The sequence below is a fragment of the Flavobacterium niveum genome, from assembly GCF_055231775.1.
On record NZ_JBUYSX010000002.1, the window covers coordinates 441,907 to 455,845 of the forward strand.

Consider the following 13,939-nt stretch of genomic DNA (forward strand, 5'->3'; position numbering starts at 1 on the left):
AATGTACTAAAACAATCAACAACTATTACAAAATTTTACAGCGCAACAACTTCTGTTGGCGTTATGCCAAAATGCTTACGGAACGCATATGAAAAATGCGAGAAATCCTCAAAGCCCAGCTCGTTGTACACCTCTCCCGGCCTTGCACCCATGTTTTTCAGCAGGAAATGGGCTTCCTCAAGACGCTTGGTCGTGAGCCACTTGCCCGGTGTAGTCCCGAATACCTTCATGAAATCACGTTTAAAGGCCGAAAGGCTGCGACCGGTCATGAATGCAAAGCGTTCCAGGCTCACATTAAACCTGAAATTACGGTGCATAAACTCCTCAAGGTTTATCTTTTGTGGCACGGCAAAGTTAAAGAACACATTGGCCAGCCAGGGTTCTGATTTGAGCAATATCAGCATCAGTTCCTCGCGTTTCAGGTCTTCAAAGCCCGCTTCAATTTCCAGGTCGCCGGTATAATAAGGCTCTATGGACTGTATATAACTGCTGATGCGCGGGGTATCGGGCAGGGTCACAAATGCCCCGGTGTTTACAAAAGCAGTGGCCTCAACAGGGTGCCGCTCTAAAAAATAATCCAGGAAAGGCTTATCAAAAGCTATAATCACTTTACGGAAAACATTGTTGGCGCTGTGCTTGGTGTAGCGTACAAAATGGTTTTTCCGGGCTATGGTTATTTCACCAGGATGCACCGTGTAGGTATCTTTACCGTCATAGGCCGTAATGCTCCCTTCTATCAGGTACATAAAAAAGTGCTCAGATATAAAGTGCTCCGGCGAAATTTCCGGCCCTATATGGCATGATAGTATTTTGCTGGTGTACATAACCATGATTTAGTAGTATAAAGATAGTATTTTGGTATAAAAGAAACCTACAAGGTTTTTGAAGCCTTGCAGGTTGTTATGCCTTGTTGGATTAGCTTCCTGCAAGGTCTTTAAGACCTTGTAGGTATAAAATTCTATCAACGATGTTTATTAAACCCCCTTCAGGCTATCCACGCTTGCCAGTACAGCTTCTTCTTTGCTGCGCGGCTGCCACCCCAATACGGTTACCGCTTTTTTGTTAGATAATACAGGGTACTTATCGGCATGCGGTTTTTCAAAATCCTGTACGTTGCCTGCATACTGAGGGCGTTCCTTACGTATCAGTTCTGCCACGTCATAAAAGGCAATTGCACCTTCATCTGTAGCAAGGAAACGCTGCCCTGCAGCATCGGGGTGCAGCATGGCAGTGATGTGTATATCGGCTACATCGCGCACGTCTACCGCACCAAAGGCAAAATCAAACGTCTGTGCTTTACCGTCCAGTATATCCCTTATAACCCAATCTACAGAGGCAGATGTAATGCCGCCCACCGCCGGGCCAAACACCCCAACCGGGTTAATAACGGCCAACTCCAGCCCGTTGCCTTCAGCGGCAATAAAATCCCATGCGGCCTTTTCGGCTATGGTCTTAGATTTTACGTAAGCGCCTACAGGGGCAGTAGGGTCGGTCCAGTCTTCTTCGGTAAAAACGTGTCCGGGTGTGTTGTTGCTGTAGCCAATGGCTGCGAATGACGAGGTAAGCACCACGCGCTTAACCCCCGCATCGCGCGATGCCCTAAGTACACGAAGCGAACCTTCGCGTGCCGGGATAATAAGTTCGTTTTCGTCTTGCGGCTCGCTAACAATAAACGGAGAAGCTACGTGCAGTACGTAGTCAGCTCCTGCTACGGCTTCGGCCCAACCCTCATCTTTCAAAAGGTCGGCTTCAAAAAAATGAAGGTTATCAAAGGTGGTGATACCGACTGATTTAAGCGCTTCGGTAAGTTCGCCCGAACGGCCCAGGCTGCGTACGGTAGTGTGTACGTTATAGCCTTGTTTTAGTAAATTAAGGATGATGTGTACGGCTATAAACCCTGTGCCGCCGGTTACCAATACTGTTTTATCTGTTTCCATTGTGTGTGGTTTTTTAATTAACAACACTACAAAGTTCAGTATTTAGGCAACCGCCGGATGTGTTGAAAAGTTCAACTTTTCTGTGTTCAGAAGTCCATTTTTTGGGATTAAAACCCTCTTTTAAACGTAAGGGTAAAGGTACTGCCCTGGCCGGGTACGCTGCTTACCGTAATGGTGCCGCCCTGTGCTTCCATAAATTCCTTGCTTATGGCGAGGCCCAGCCCGGTGCCTTCCTTCTGGCTGCCCGGCACCCGGAAATATTTGTCGAATATCTTGCCGATATAATTTTCAGGGATGCCAATACCGTTGTCCTTAACGGTGATTTGCACCGTACCCGGATGCTTCTCTGCCGAAACGGTTATCTGCGCATTTTCATACGAATAACGTACTGCATTCGATATAAGGTTAGAGATAATCCAGGTGGTTTTTTCGCGGTCGGCCAACACGTCGGGGAAACCGTTTTCCACATTTACATGTATGCTTATCTGCTTGGCTGTGGCCTGTATTTTATTCGCATTTACGGCATCTTCCACCAGCGTAGCCACATGACACGATTCTATATTGATGCTCGTTTTCCCTGTTTCCACCTGCGTAATGTTCAGCAGCTCGCCCGTAGTGCGCAGCAGCCGTGCCGTATCGTCTTTTATGTTGGTTACCAATTCCTTTTGCTCCTCATTCAGTGGGCCGGTCTTTTCATTTTCCAAAAGTTGCAGGCTCATCTTCATACTGGCAATGGGCGTTTTAAACTCATGCGACACTGTAGCGATAAAATTGGTCTTGGCCTCATCCAGCTCTTTATGCGCCGTAATGTTCCGCAATATGATTACCGAACCTATGGGCTGCATTTCGGTTTCACCGGTAGGCACCACCTGAATAGGGAGTATGTTTTTTTCGAAATAGCTTTCGCGCCCGTTGGCATAAATTTTCATTACCTGCCTGCTTTGGGTTTCGCCCAGTACGGCCTCACGGCTCAGGTCGCGCAGCAGGTCGTTGGTAAGGGCTATATCGCTTATGTTGCGGCCTGTAACCATTTCCTTTTTCAGTGCGGCAATTTTCAGCGCTTCCTCGTTTATAAAAATAATGCTGTTGTGCTCGTCCAGCCCTATAACCGGGTCGGCCATGTTATTGATAAGCGTTTCCACGCGTTTCTTTTCGGTCATCAGTTTGGCAAGGTCAGTTGCAGAATATTCTTCCAGCTTCTGTGCCATAGAGTTAAAGGTATTTGCCATGGTGGCAAACTCGTCGTGCCCTTTAATGTACACCCGCTGCGAATAGTTCTTTTCGGCAATCTGGCGGATACTTTCGGTAAGTTTCTGCACGGGGGCAGCTATGGCGCCCGGCAGGTTTATAAGCAGTAAAAAACCCATGCTGATACACAGCGCGGCGGTAAACGTAAGCCACAGCACCGAATTATCGGCGGTCTTTTCGGCGATGATGCTTTTGCGCTGTATGGCATCCATGTTCAGTTTCATGATGCTGTTCAGCGACTCGCGGATGTTCCGCAGGTGGGTTTTGTTTGCAGGTTCTTTCAGCAGGCTGGCATAGTGCAGCTGCAGGTCGGTAGTGTATTCATTTTCGCCTACTTCGGTAATGTTAGCCACCTGTTTTTGCAGGTAGTATTGAAATTGCTTCAGGTTAGCAGCAGTAAGCGTGTCGGCATCTATGGCCTTCAGCATGTTGCGGCTGTAATCAAGAGACTTATAGTTAGCCACGAGTATGTTCTTGGTATCTTGTGCCAAAAGGTTTACCTGGCGTATGGCAAATGCCGATAGCACTGCTATGAGCAAAAACAACGTGCCCAGCGCCAGTTGCAGTTTGGTCCTTATTTTCATGTTTATGAAAGTATTACTAAGTCGATGTCGCTGCTCGACAGTTTGTTTAGCAACGACTTAAAAACGTTGGTAGACAAAATTACCTTAAATAAGTTTATGTGCGGCTTGCCCACGCAAATAGTGGTTACCTTTCTTGCCTCGGCGGTTTGCATTATGGCGGTGGCTACGCTGCTGCTTTCCACTTTTATAATTTCGGCGCCCAGCTCTATGGCCAGCTTATAGTTGTTTATAAGGTGGCGCTGCCGGCTCAGGGCTATTTTATCGGGTGCTTCGGCAGGAGTTTCCACATACAGCAAAATCCATTTACTGTGGTAGTAATTAGCCAGCCTTGCAGTTTTACGTATTACTTTTTTGGCCGTTTCGGGGTTGCTGCTTATACAGGCCATAAAACGCTCCTGTTTGGCATTAAGGCCCGTAACCTCAGTTTCTACCTTGCGTTCTACCTGGCTGGCCACTTCCTTCAGTGCCAGCTCGCGGAGCTGTAGTATATGCTCGGCCTTAAAAAAGTTCGATAACGCGTGGGGTATTTTATCGGGGGTGTAAATTTTGCCTTCTTTAAGGCGGGTAATCAGCTCGTCGGCAGTAAGGTCTATGTTTACCACCTCGTCGGCAGCTTTCAGTACGCTGTCGGGTACACGTTCTTTTACTTCGATGCCGGTAATCTCGCGTACGTCGTCATTCAGGCTTTCTATATGCTGAATGTTTACCGCGCTGATAACGTTAATGCCCGCGTCGAGTATCTCCATTACATCCTGCCAGCGCTTTTCGTTGCGGCTGCCCTCTATGTTGGTATGGGCCAGCTCGTCTACAATAACCACTTCAGGGCGCAGGTTGATTACCGCCTGCACATCCATTTCGTCCAGGTACTTGCCTTTGTAAAAAATAGAGCGGCGTGGCACCACGGGAAGCCCGTCAAGCAGGTCGTGGGTTTCCTTGCGGTTGTGGGTTTCTATGTAGCCTATCTTTACGTCGATACCGTTGCGCAACAGGGTGTGCGCTTCCTGTAGCATACGAAAAGTTTTGCCTACACCGGCACTCATGCCGATGTAGACCTTAAACTTACCTTTCCTCGATTTTTGTATCAGGTCGAGGAAGTGTTTTACATTATTTTCTTTTTCAGTGTCCAAAATTTTACAGCCTGAAGTTAACGGCCAGTGTTATCCTGTTTTCGGTTTTCTTTAGGTCGGGCCTCCAGCCATCGGTAGGGGTGTCTATCCATCCGTCAGGGCTTGTGGTACCCTGCCTGCCTGCAAAGTAAGGGATGTTGCTGCTGCGGTATCCGTACTCCAGGCGGAAGGTAATAAAGTCGTTCGGCATTACATCAAAGGTAGCCGTACCCTGTAACATCTTCAGGTCCTTGCCCGCTGCAAGCGCATCGTTATAATCATTGTCAGCTACAGGCGATGGTGAAAACGCTAGGTACGCACCGGGATTGGTAATCACATCACCACGAAGGGTCAGTGCCATTTTGTTTTTGTTGAACCACACCCTATTGGCCAATGATGTGCCCAGCATATAATTGTCTTTCGATTTTACGCCGCTGCCACTCTGGAAGCCGTAGTGCGTGTTAAGGCTGAATGCTGCCTGGCTGATGCCGGTGCTTTGCTTATCCTTAAAGTAACGCGCTACCACACTGTTATCGTGGTGGAAACGCCTTACGCCCGGAGCATTGCGGTTGTCTTTCCCGTTAAGGTAGAAGTTAGCCACCAGTTGCAGGTTTTCGTTTGGCCTGTAGTAGTTAGACGAACCTACAGCAAGGCCGGTGTTCCAGCTGTTGTAGGTTTGCCAGCCGTTCATCACCCAAATTTCGGTCTTGAAATGTTTAGACGGATATAACTGTGCCCTTGCCCCCTGGAAGTAGAACGGTGTAAAATCGCACACCATACTGCGCTGGTAGCTCCAGTTTTCGTTTATCACGTAGCTTTCCAGGCCTATGTAGCTCATGAAGATACCCATTTCCACATTTACGCCATACCACTTATCAAAATGGTAACCGGCAGCGGCTTCGCGTATGTACTTAAGGTTATTAACGCTGGTGTTGCGCCCGTGGTTTACAGTACCGTCCTGGTCCTGTACTATGGCAGCCATTTGGCCGTATTGCAGCCATACGCGGCCTATAATATTCTTGTAATTACTTTCTATACCAACGCTTGCCATGTTAATGGTAAACTCATTGCTGCGCCCTATAGAAGATGAAATGGTATGGGTATTGTCTTTCGGCCTGTTGAAGTCATAGTTGTAGTAGCCGTCTACGTAGGCCACACCAGTAAGTATGGTTTCGCCGTCCTTGTCCTGGAATGTCAGCGGGAAATTCGTCTGGCGGTTCTGTCCGTTTATCCAGCCAAGGTCCATACCGTCAAAAGGTATTTTTTTAGTCGTTAGGGAATCCGTTTGCGCCTGCATGGCAAATGCCGCAGTAAGGGTTAATGCTAAAGTGCTTAGCGTTCTCATTTTCTGTTTGTATTAAAATTTGTTTGTTAATTGCGTAGGGTGTCTAAAGCCTGTTCAGCTTTAAAACCTTCATTTTTAATAAGATTGCTTCGTTCCTCGCAATGACGGAACGTGCGAGTGAAGCTACTCCCTCTCCCTTGGAGAGGGCTGGGGAGAGGCTTGGTTGTCTAAAGCCAGGTTCAGCTTCAGGACATTTACCGTTGCAGGCCCCATGAAGCCCAGCAGCGGTTGTTTGGTGTTTTCTTCAATAGCTTTTGCCACTTCGGCTTCGGGTAGGTTACGCGCTTTGGCTACACGCTTTACCTGTATGGTTGCAGCTTCGGGTGAAATATCCGGATCCAGCCCGGCACCACTGGCAGTAACCAGCTCGGCAGGGATGTCTTTTTTGGCAACACCGGGGTTTTTAAGCAAAAAGGTATCGATACGGCTTTGCACGGTGGCAAGGTATTCCGGATTCGATGGGCCTTTGTTGCTGCCCCCAGATCCGGCTGCGTTATAGTCTACCGCACTGGGGCGCGGCCAGAAGTACTTATCCTGGGTAAAGCCCTGCGCCACATAGGTGTGGTAGCGCTTTCCGTTGTGTTCGGTTATGAAACCCTTACCCTGGTTTGGTGTTAGTTGGGCAAGGCCCAAAATACTCATGGTATAGATACCTGAAAAAAACAGGGCGCAGAACAGGGTTAACCGTATAGCGGGAACAATATGTGTTTTCATTTTTGTTTATTTTTAATGTTGCGTACTGTTCTTCCATTTCGGGCGCAGCGCAGCGGAGTCGAGAAATCTCAATTTTAAACTGTTTAGGAGATTCCTCCGTTCCGCTGCGCTCCAGTCGGAATGGAATGCGCATTGGATTACATTATAGTTGAATCATTTCTACATAACACACCCCTAACCCCTCTCAAGAGGGGAACACTCAGATGTGCTTACTCAGACTTGTAAAACACAGTCATTTTATCAGCAAGAGTGAAGCTATTCCCCTCTTGAGAGGGGTTAGGGGTGTGTCTTTTAAATCATGACATTTTTTATAGATTTGACTAAAGGTTAGAAGAATACAGAAACCAGTATATCAATCAGTTTAATACCAATGAACGGTACTATTACCCCGCCAAGGCCGTAGATAAACAGGTTACGGCGCAGCAGTGCCGAAGCTCCTATCGGTTTATAAGCCACACCTTTCAGCGCCAGCGGAATCAGTATCGGGATGATGATGGCATTAAATATCACTGCCGATAGTATGGCACTTTCAGGGCTGTGCAGGTTCATGATGTTCAGTCCCTGTAATGCCGGTATGGCGGTAATGAACAACGCGGGGATTATGGCAAAGTATTTCGCCACGTCATTCGCTATACTAAAGGTGGTCAGCGTACCACGGGTCATGAGCAGTTGCTTGCCTATTTCCACAATTTCAATCAGCTTGGTTGGGTCGTTGTCCAGGTCTACCATGTTACCGGCTTCCTTGGCGGCCTGTGTACCGCTGTTCATGGCTACACCCACATCGGCCTGGGCAAGGGCGGGTGCATCGTTAGTACCGTCGCCCATCATGGCTACAAGCTTGCCTTGTTGTTGTTCGGATTTTATGTAGTTCATTTTGTCCTCAGGCTTGGCTTCGGCAATAAAATCATCCACCCCGGCCTTTTCGGCAATGAACTTTGCGGTAAGCGGGTTGTCGCCGGTAACCATTACGGTTTTCACGCCCATTTTACGCAGGCGCTCAAAACGCTCGGCAATGCCTGTTTTTATAATATCCTGCAGCTCTATTACGCCCAGTACTTTTTCGTTTTGTGAAACCACCAGTGGTGTACCGCCATTGCCCGACACTTTCTTCACCACTTCGGTTACTTCATCGGCAAACGGGTTGCCTGCTTTTTCCACTAAATTCTTAATGGCATCAAAGGCTCCTTTGCGGATGCGTACATCGGCAAAATCGATACCCGAACTGCGGGTTTCGGCGGTGAACTTTATAAAGCGCGGGTTTTCTACCTTAAAGGCTTTGGCTTCAATTCCGGCCAACTCTATAATGGATTTGCCTTCAGGGGTATCATCGCTCATGGAGCTGAGTACGGCGGCTTTTATAAAATCGCGTTCGTCTACACCGGCAGCAGCATGAAAGTGTGTGGCCTTACGGTTGCCTATGGTTATGGTACCGGTTTTGTCCAGCAGCAGCACGTCGATATCGCCTGCGGTTTCTACGGCCTTACCTGATTTGGTAATCACATTGGCACGCAACGCCCTGTCCATACCCGCAATACCGATGGCCGACAACAACCCCCCTATAGTGGTAGGTATAAGGCACACAAACAACGAAATGAACGCCGCTATAGTAATGGGGATGTTGGCGTAATCGGCAAAGGGTTTCAGCGTTACACACACGATGATGAACACCAGCGTGAAGCCCGCCAAAAGTATGGTAAGTGCTATTTCATTCGGGGTTTTCTGGCGGCTGGCACCTTCCACAAGGGCAATCATCTTATCCAGGAAGCTTTCGCCTGCATTGGTGGTAACCTGTACTTTTATCTTGTCCGATAATACTTTGGTACCGCCCGTTACTGAGCTTTTATCACCACCGGCTTCACGTATTACAGGTGCGCTTTCGCCGGTTATGGCGCTTTCGTCTATGGTGGCAAGGCCCTCTATGATTTCACCGTCGGTAGGGATAACATCACCTGCCTCGCAGATAAATACATCGCCTTTTTTTAGTGTAGATGAAGGTACTACCTGTATTTCGTCTACGTACATTTCGCCTACGGGTTCCACTTTTTTGGCAGGGGTTTCCTCGCGGGTCTTGCGCAGGCTGTCGGCCTGCGCCTTACCGCGGGCCTCTGCTATGGCTTCAGCAAAGTTGGCGAACAGTAACGTTACTAACAGTATGATAAATACCGTAAAGTTATATGCGAAGCTGCCCTGGCTCTTTTCGCCCACCAGTACCCATACGCATACAAAGAGCATAATGAGCGTGCCTACCTCTACGGTAAACATTACCGGGTTTTTTATGAGCGAAGACGGGTTCAGCTTTATAAACGATTGTTTCAATGCCTGCTGTACCAGGTCTTTCTGGAACAGGCTTGTATTCTGGCTTTTCATTTATCTCGAAAATTAATGGTATAGTGAAAAATACTCGGCTATAGGCCCCAGTGTAAGCGACGGGAAGAACGACAGTGCCGCCACAATGAATATTACGGCAAACACCATAAAACCAAAGGTTGAAGTATCGGTTTTAAGGGTACCGGCGCTTTCGGGTACGTACTTTTTGGCAGCCAGTATACCGGCTATGGCTACGGGGCCTATAATAGGCAGGTAGCGCGCCAGCAGCATTACAATACCGGTGGCTATGTTCCAGAACGGGGTATTATCGCCCAGGCCTTCAAAGCCGCTGCCGTTATTGGCCGATGATGAGGTAAACTCGTACAGCATTTCACTGAAGCCGTGGTAACCGGGATTGGCGAGCCAACCGGCATAAGCTTCGGGGTTGCCTGCATACAGGTAACTTGCCAGTGCCGTACCTGCAAGGATAAGCAGTGGGTGCAGTAGTGCCACCATCATGGCTATTTTCATTTCCCTGGCTTCTATCTTTTTGCCAAGGAACTCCGGTGTACGGCCTACCATCAACCCGCTGATGAATACCGCGAGTATGATGAAGATGTAAAAGTTAAGGAACCCTACGCCTATACCGCCGTAAAAGCAGTTTACCATCATGCCCAGCAGGGTAGTGGCGCCACCCAGCGGGGTAAAGCTGTCGTGCATGGCATTAACCGAACCGTTACTGGTGCAAGTAGTGTACGTAGCCCAGTTGGCCGATGCCACCGCACCAAAGCGTACTTCCTTTCCCTCCATGCTCCCTGTAGGCTGGGCAATGCCCATTTTATCAATGGCCGGGTTGCCGCCCGCTTCGCCAATTATGGTTGGTATAAGCAGCAGCAGGAAACCTACGGTCATTACACCGTATATGGTCCACGCGAGTTTTTTGCGTTTCAGTACATAACCCAGTGCGAAAACCAGCGCCATAGGTATCAGTACTATGCTCAGGTTTTCTACAAGGTTAGTAAGGTAGTTGGGGTTTTCCATGGGATTGGCACTGTTAGGGCCGTAAAAACCGCCACCGTTAGTGCCCAGTTGTTTTATGGCAACAAATGCCGCTACCGGGCCACGGCTTACATCCTGAGTTTTGCCCTCAAGGGTGGTAATATGGTCCTTGCCCTCAAAGGTCATCGGGGTACCATTAAATACTAGTATAGCAGCTACTACAAGGCACAGCGGGAGCAGTACCCTGGTAGCCGAGCGTACAAAATAGCTGTAAAAGTTGCCCAACGTAAGCTGTGTTTTTTCCTGCATGGCCTTAAATACCACGGCACACACCGCCATACCGCAGGCCGCGCTGATAAACTGCCACAGCATCAGTGTAAGCTGTCCCAGGTAAGAAAGCCCGGTTTCGCCGCTGTAGTGCTGTAGGTTGGTGTTGGTAATAAAACTTACTGTGGTGTTAAAAGCCAGGTCCATGCTCATAGCCGGGTTGCCGTCGGGGTTCAGGGGCAGCCAGTCCATATTAAGCAATACAAACATGGACAGTAAAAACCACACCCCGTTTATGGTAAGCAGTGCGGCCAGGTGCTGTTTCCAGGTCATTTCCACCGTGTCATTAATACCGCCCAGCTTGTAGAATAATTTGTCTATCGGATTAAAAATCGTGTCGGCCCAGGTAGGTTCGTAGTTGAATATTTTGCCTATGTAGCGGCCCAGCGGCAGAGCCAGTGCCAGCACCAGTGCATACATTACTACAATACCTATGATTTCGCTGTTCATGGGTTAAAATTTTTCGGGTTTTACAAGTACGTAGCACATGTAGGCAAAAACCAGCAGGGCTATAATAAAAAGTGCAGTCATGATTCTTTATTGAAAGATTTAAAAATTGAAGGATTGAAAAATTAAACGCCCGATGCATTAACCTGCATTACGTATTCTTTTTTCAGCATCGGCGGAAACAGCTTTGCTATAGAGCAGTTGCGTATCTCCATAAAGGTGGAAACAGACGATACGTAGATATTGCCTATGGCGTTTCGGGTTTCGGCATTGCCGTTTTTAAAGAGCAGTTCGGCCATATCCAGGCATTTTTTTGCCCTGCTTATCTGCCCGTTGCGTATAAAACCTTTAGTAAGCTCTGCAAACTGTACCGCCCTGGTAGAAACGGTCTTTACATGGTTTTTCATTTTGTGGAACTATTTGCGTTTTGTCTGTATATGCCAAAATGAATGCCTAAAGTGAAAGTAGTGAGGTAAGTGTTTGTTTTATTGGTGGTTGCAGTTTTAAGGTTTTATGCCAAAGTGGAAAACCGTATCAAAATGATAAGGTGTGTATTCCAAAATGATAATGTGTATGCAAAAGCCTTTTCGTTATATTTGTTGGAACCAATTATAAAATTTTTAATTATGTCAACGTACTACAGAATCGATGAGAGCATTATGGTTACATCCGGCAAGCGTTTTTTAAACTACCTGCTGGATCTTGTGTTTTTTTACATAATCCTTTTTGTCCTTATTTTAATTTCGGCATTCCTTACACGCGTGGGTGTCCACAAGCCTTACGAGATTTTAACCGATGAAGGCCTGGGGGGTAGCGTGGTTAGTATCTCTTTGTTCCTGCTTTACTATTTTATATTTGAAGCCCTTACCGGCCGCACCATTGCCAAGTTTATTACCGGTACTACGGTGGTAAATGAGTATGGCGAAAAGCTTTCAATAGGGCAGGCACTGGGGCGTACCTTTAGCCGCCTTATCCCTTTTGAGGTGTTTTCGTTTTTCGGTACGCCGTCTCGCGGATGGCACGACAGCATCCCGAATACGTATGTGGTAGATGTAAAAAAGCTTAAGGAATCGCTAAGCCTTAACAACGATTTCGACCAGATAGGCCAGCAGGAGCTATAAGCCAAAAACAGCTTTGGCATAAATCATCGGGGAAATCGTTACCTTTGCGGCTTTAACCTGCAAGGATGGAAGAACCCAAAAACACGCAGCCTTTTTTACTGGCACCCTTTGGCAAAAGGTTGCTGAACTGGTTTATAGATTTTGTACTTATTATTTTTATACTTACCCTGGTTATGGATGCCGGCAACTGGGCAGCCAAAACCTATGGATATGATTTTTTAACCGTAGGCAATATAAGCCCCGATGTACCTAACCCCCGGTTGGGATTATTCTATGGGCTGGTAAGCATTATGTATTACGGCCTGTTTGAATCGTTTTTACAACGTACGCCTGGCAAGTTCATTACCGGTACGCGTGTAATACGCTTTGATGGTTCCGTACCTACCGAATGGAATATACTGCTGCGCAGCCTGCTGAGGTTTATACCCTTTGAACCATTGTCGTTCCTGGGGCCTGTGCCTTTTGGCCTGCACGACAGCTTGAGCAAAACCTTTGTGGTGCGCACGGGGAAAAGGACTTAACTGCCTGTGTTAAAAGTTTGTTAATCACTACTTATAGGGATAAACGGCGTTTTTTTTTTTTTGTTAATTCGGCTTGGATATCCAATCAAATTAATTATTAACATTAAAAATCAATTCAATATGAAAAAAATATTCATATTAGCGTCCTTCTTATTTTTAGTAGCCTGGGTTGCAAGTTGTACTTCAGATAGCTCGACTCAAAGTGATAACCAAAATACAAATTCATCTTTATTCCAAAGGATTGTGCCTGAGGATAAAGTAGGAGAAGTAATAAATGGAAGTTTTGTTATAACAGAAAATATATCTGTACTAAAAGATTCAATTAACTCAGCTGTTAGGAACCTCGGTGTTACACAAACAATAAAGAATTTCTCAATCCAGGCATCTGCAGACACTCCCGGCTTATATAAGCTTGTTGGCATGAGTACTGACGAAAGTGTTAAAGTGGGTGTTGATCTTGTCTTAAATCAGAACAGTTTTTACGTAAATTTTGTTTATGACTCTGCAAGAAATCTATTATCTGTAGGTACCTGCGTGTGTCATGGCGGTTGCCGTGAAGGCTGTGACCCCGAAGAGTACGAGAAAGATGGTAAAAAGTTATGGCGCTGTACTTCGTGTGTTTCAGGTACCGGAAGTGGCTGTACCAAAGAAGTTACAGTAACAACAAAATCACCGTTACAAATAAGTCAGAATTAATGAAATTTTTATTTATAATAAGTTTTCTGTTGATTGCCTTTTTAGGATATTCTCAGAATTATATAAATGCTGAAATAGGTTGCCTCCAAAAGGGGCAACCTATTGTTGTTACCGATACGATTAAATTGAAAACATTTCTTGAACAGCAGATATCAGGCGTGTTAGCGGATGCCGGAGAAAATGAAAAGATTATTTTCGATAAAATTTCGATTGAAAAGGGTGTTGTAACCAGACACGATGTTCCGGATAAGGAGAAAGATTACTACTATGTTTTATGTAGGAATTTTTCTAAAAAACTAAAGCTTGCAATTGAACTTCAAATGATTGATAATAAATTTATTCTCTTTTCAAATGATAAAAATTATCATAAAGCAGATGCTGGATATAGCCGTAGGTTTTTACTTTGCTATGGGAGTAATGAAAATTGTTTTCCACAATTGGTATATAGAAGTGGTAAAAAGAGATGGACATCATTGGTTGTAGAAACATTTTATTGCGACCCTAATGACCCGTGCAAGAACATATCAGGCATTTTTGGGTTTGAATAGCGTGGAGCAGATTTAACATTTTACCTTTAAACCTTATTG

Annotated in this window: 14 protein-coding genes; 4 read left to right on the forward strand and 10 right to left on the reverse strand. The window is 46.4% G+C overall.

The annotated features are described in order from the left end of the window. Nucleotides 1–35: 35 nt before the first annotated feature. The 10 genes from ACZIX4_RS07390 to ACZIX4_RS07435 all read right to left on the reverse strand — a co-directional run bounded on the left by ACZIX4_RS07390 (nucleotide 36) and on the right by ACZIX4_RS07435 (nucleotide 11,421). A complete protein-coding gene (locus ACZIX4_RS07390; protein ID WP_463334980.1) occupies nucleotides 36–824 on the reverse strand; it encodes a helix-turn-helix domain-containing protein in 789 nt (262 codons plus the stop codon). A 150-nt stretch (nucleotides 825–974) separates the two neighbouring features. Then, entirely contained in the window at nucleotides 975–1,937 is a 963-nt protein-coding gene (locus ACZIX4_RS07395) for an SDR family oxidoreductase (RefSeq protein WP_463334981.1), read from the reverse strand. Between the two features lie 107 nt (nucleotides 1,938–2,044). Further along, nucleotides 2,045–3,769 carry a HAMP domain-containing sensor histidine kinase gene (locus tag ACZIX4_RS07400; RefSeq protein ID WP_463334982.1) on the reverse strand — a complete coding sequence of 575 codons (1,725 nt, stop codon included), beginning with the start codon at nucleotides 3,767–3,769 and terminating at the stop codon, nucleotides 2,045–2,047. Nucleotides 3,770–3,771: 2 nt separating this feature from the next. Next, nucleotides 3,772–4,896: a sensor protein KdpD gene (locus ACZIX4_RS07405; protein WP_463334983.1), complete on the reverse strand. Its 1,125-nt coding sequence runs from the start codon at nucleotides 4,894–4,896 to the stop codon at nucleotides 3,772–3,774. Between the two features lie 4 nt (nucleotides 4,897–4,900). Continuing rightward, nucleotides 4,901–6,220 carry an outer membrane beta-barrel protein gene (locus ACZIX4_RS07410; RefSeq protein ID WP_463334984.1) on the reverse strand — a complete coding sequence of 440 codons (1,320 nt, stop codon included), beginning with the start codon at nucleotides 6,218–6,220 and terminating at the stop codon, nucleotides 4,901–4,903. 123 nt (nucleotides 6,221–6,343) lie between these two features. Beyond that, nucleotides 6,344–6,934, reverse strand: a complete 591-nt coding sequence (locus tag ACZIX4_RS07415; RefSeq protein WP_463334985.1) for a K(+)-transporting ATPase subunit C — start codon at nucleotides 6,932–6,934, stop codon at nucleotides 6,344–6,346. 327 nt (nucleotides 6,935–7,261) lie between these two features. Continuing rightward, nucleotides 7,262–9,301 (reverse strand): potassium-transporting ATPase subunit KdpB, encoded by a 2,040-nt coding sequence (gene kdpB / locus ACZIX4_RS07420; protein ID WP_463334986.1) that lies wholly within the window; start codon nucleotides 9,299–9,301, stop codon nucleotides 7,262–7,264. Between the two features lie 12 nt (nucleotides 9,302–9,313). Next, entirely contained in the window at nucleotides 9,314–11,017 is a 1,704-nt protein-coding gene (kdpA, locus tag ACZIX4_RS07425; RefSeq protein WP_463334987.1) for a potassium-transporting ATPase subunit KdpA, read from the reverse strand. 3 nt (nucleotides 11,018–11,020) lie between these two features. Beyond that, the gene (locus ACZIX4_RS07430; protein WP_411428405.1) at nucleotides 11,021–11,098 is read right to left on the reverse strand and encodes a potassium-transporting ATPase subunit F; all 78 of its coding nucleotides are present in this window, start codon (nucleotides 11,096–11,098) and stop codon (nucleotides 11,021–11,023) included. A 41-nt stretch (nucleotides 11,099–11,139) separates the two neighbouring features. Further along, complete coding sequence (locus tag ACZIX4_RS07435; protein ID WP_463334988.1) at nucleotides 11,140–11,421, reverse strand: DUF7674 family protein; 282 nt, start codon at nucleotides 11,419–11,421, stop codon at nucleotides 11,140–11,142. A 219-nt stretch (nucleotides 11,422–11,640) separates the two neighbouring features. On the opposite strand from ACZIX4_RS07435, the gene ACZIX4_RS07440 reads away from it, so the two are divergent. The 4 genes from ACZIX4_RS07440 (at nucleotide 11,641) to ACZIX4_RS07455 (ending at nucleotide 13,900) form a co-directional block, all read left to right on the forward strand. Continuing rightward, on the forward strand, nucleotides 11,641–12,135 hold the full coding sequence (locus ACZIX4_RS07440; protein WP_463334989.1) for an RDD family protein: 495 nt from the start codon (nucleotides 11,641–11,643) through the stop codon (nucleotides 12,133–12,135). Nucleotides 12,136–12,200: 65 nt separating this feature from the next. Then, the gene (locus tag ACZIX4_RS07445; RefSeq protein ID WP_463334990.1) at nucleotides 12,201–12,656 is read left to right on the forward strand and encodes an RDD family protein; all 456 of its coding nucleotides are present in this window, start codon (nucleotides 12,201–12,203) and stop codon (nucleotides 12,654–12,656) included. A gap of 120 nt (nucleotides 12,657–12,776) precedes the next feature. Continuing rightward, nucleotides 12,777–13,352, forward strand: coding sequence for a hypothetical protein (locus tag ACZIX4_RS07450; RefSeq protein WP_463334991.1), 576 nt, complete (start codon nucleotides 12,777–12,779; stop codon nucleotides 13,350–13,352). After that, nucleotides 13,352–13,900 carry a hypothetical protein gene (locus ACZIX4_RS07455; RefSeq protein ID WP_463334992.1) on the forward strand — a complete coding sequence of 183 codons (549 nt, stop codon included), beginning with the start codon at nucleotides 13,352–13,354 and terminating at the stop codon, nucleotides 13,898–13,900. The genes ACZIX4_RS07450 and ACZIX4_RS07455 overlap by 1 nt, the downstream gene beginning before the upstream one ends. The last annotated feature ends 39 nt before the right edge of the window (nucleotides 13,901–13,939 follow it).

What these genes read in the sequence shown, in the direction of transcription:
- ACZIX4_RS07415 (WP_463334985.1), bottom strand. Translation starts at nt 6,934, where the DNA reads ATGAAAACACATATTGTTCCCGCTATACGGTTAACCCTGTTCTGCGCC.
- ACZIX4_RS07430 (WP_411428405.1), bottom strand. Translation starts at nt 11,098, where the DNA reads ATGACTGCACTTTTTATTATAGCCCTGCTGGTTTTTGCCTACATGTGC.
- ACZIX4_RS07390 (WP_463334980.1), bottom strand. Translation starts at nt 824, where the DNA reads ATGTACACCAGCAAAATACTATCATGCCATATAGGGCCGGAAATTTCG.
- ACZIX4_RS07400 (WP_463334982.1), bottom strand. Translation starts at nt 3,769, where the DNA reads ATGAAAATAAGGACCAAACTGCAACTGGCGCTGGGCACGTTGTTTTTG.
- ACZIX4_RS07450 (WP_463334991.1), top strand. Translation starts at nt 12,777, where the DNA reads ATGAAAAAAATATTCATATTAGCGTCCTTCTTATTTTTAGTAGCCTGG.
- ACZIX4_RS07410 (WP_463334984.1), bottom strand. Translation starts at nt 6,220, where the DNA reads ATGAGAACGCTAAGCACTTTAGCATTAACCCTTACTGCGGCATTTGCC.
- ACZIX4_RS07440 (WP_463334989.1), top strand. Translation starts at nt 11,641, where the DNA reads ATGTCAACGTACTACAGAATCGATGAGAGCATTATGGTTACATCCGGC.
- ACZIX4_RS07445 (WP_463334990.1), top strand. Translation starts at nt 12,201, where the DNA reads ATGGAAGAACCCAAAAACACGCAGCCTTTTTTACTGGCACCCTTTGGC.
- kdpA (WP_463334987.1), bottom strand. Translation starts at nt 11,017, where the DNA reads ATGAACAGCGAAATCATAGGTATTGTAGTAATGTATGCACTGGTGCTG.
- ACZIX4_RS07395 (WP_463334981.1), bottom strand. Translation starts at nt 1,937, where the DNA reads ATGGAAACAGATAAAACAGTATTGGTAACCGGCGGCACAGGGTTTATA.
- ACZIX4_RS07435 (WP_463334988.1), bottom strand. Translation starts at nt 11,421, where the DNA reads ATGAAAAACCATGTAAAGACCGTTTCTACCAGGGCGGTACAGTTTGCA.
- kdpB (WP_463334986.1), bottom strand. Translation starts at nt 9,301, where the DNA reads ATGAAAAGCCAGAATACAAGCCTGTTCCAGAAAGACCTGGTACAGCAG.
- ACZIX4_RS07455 (WP_463334992.1), top strand. Translation starts at nt 13,352, where the DNA reads ATGAAATTTTTATTTATAATAAGTTTTCTGTTGATTGCCTTTTTAGGA.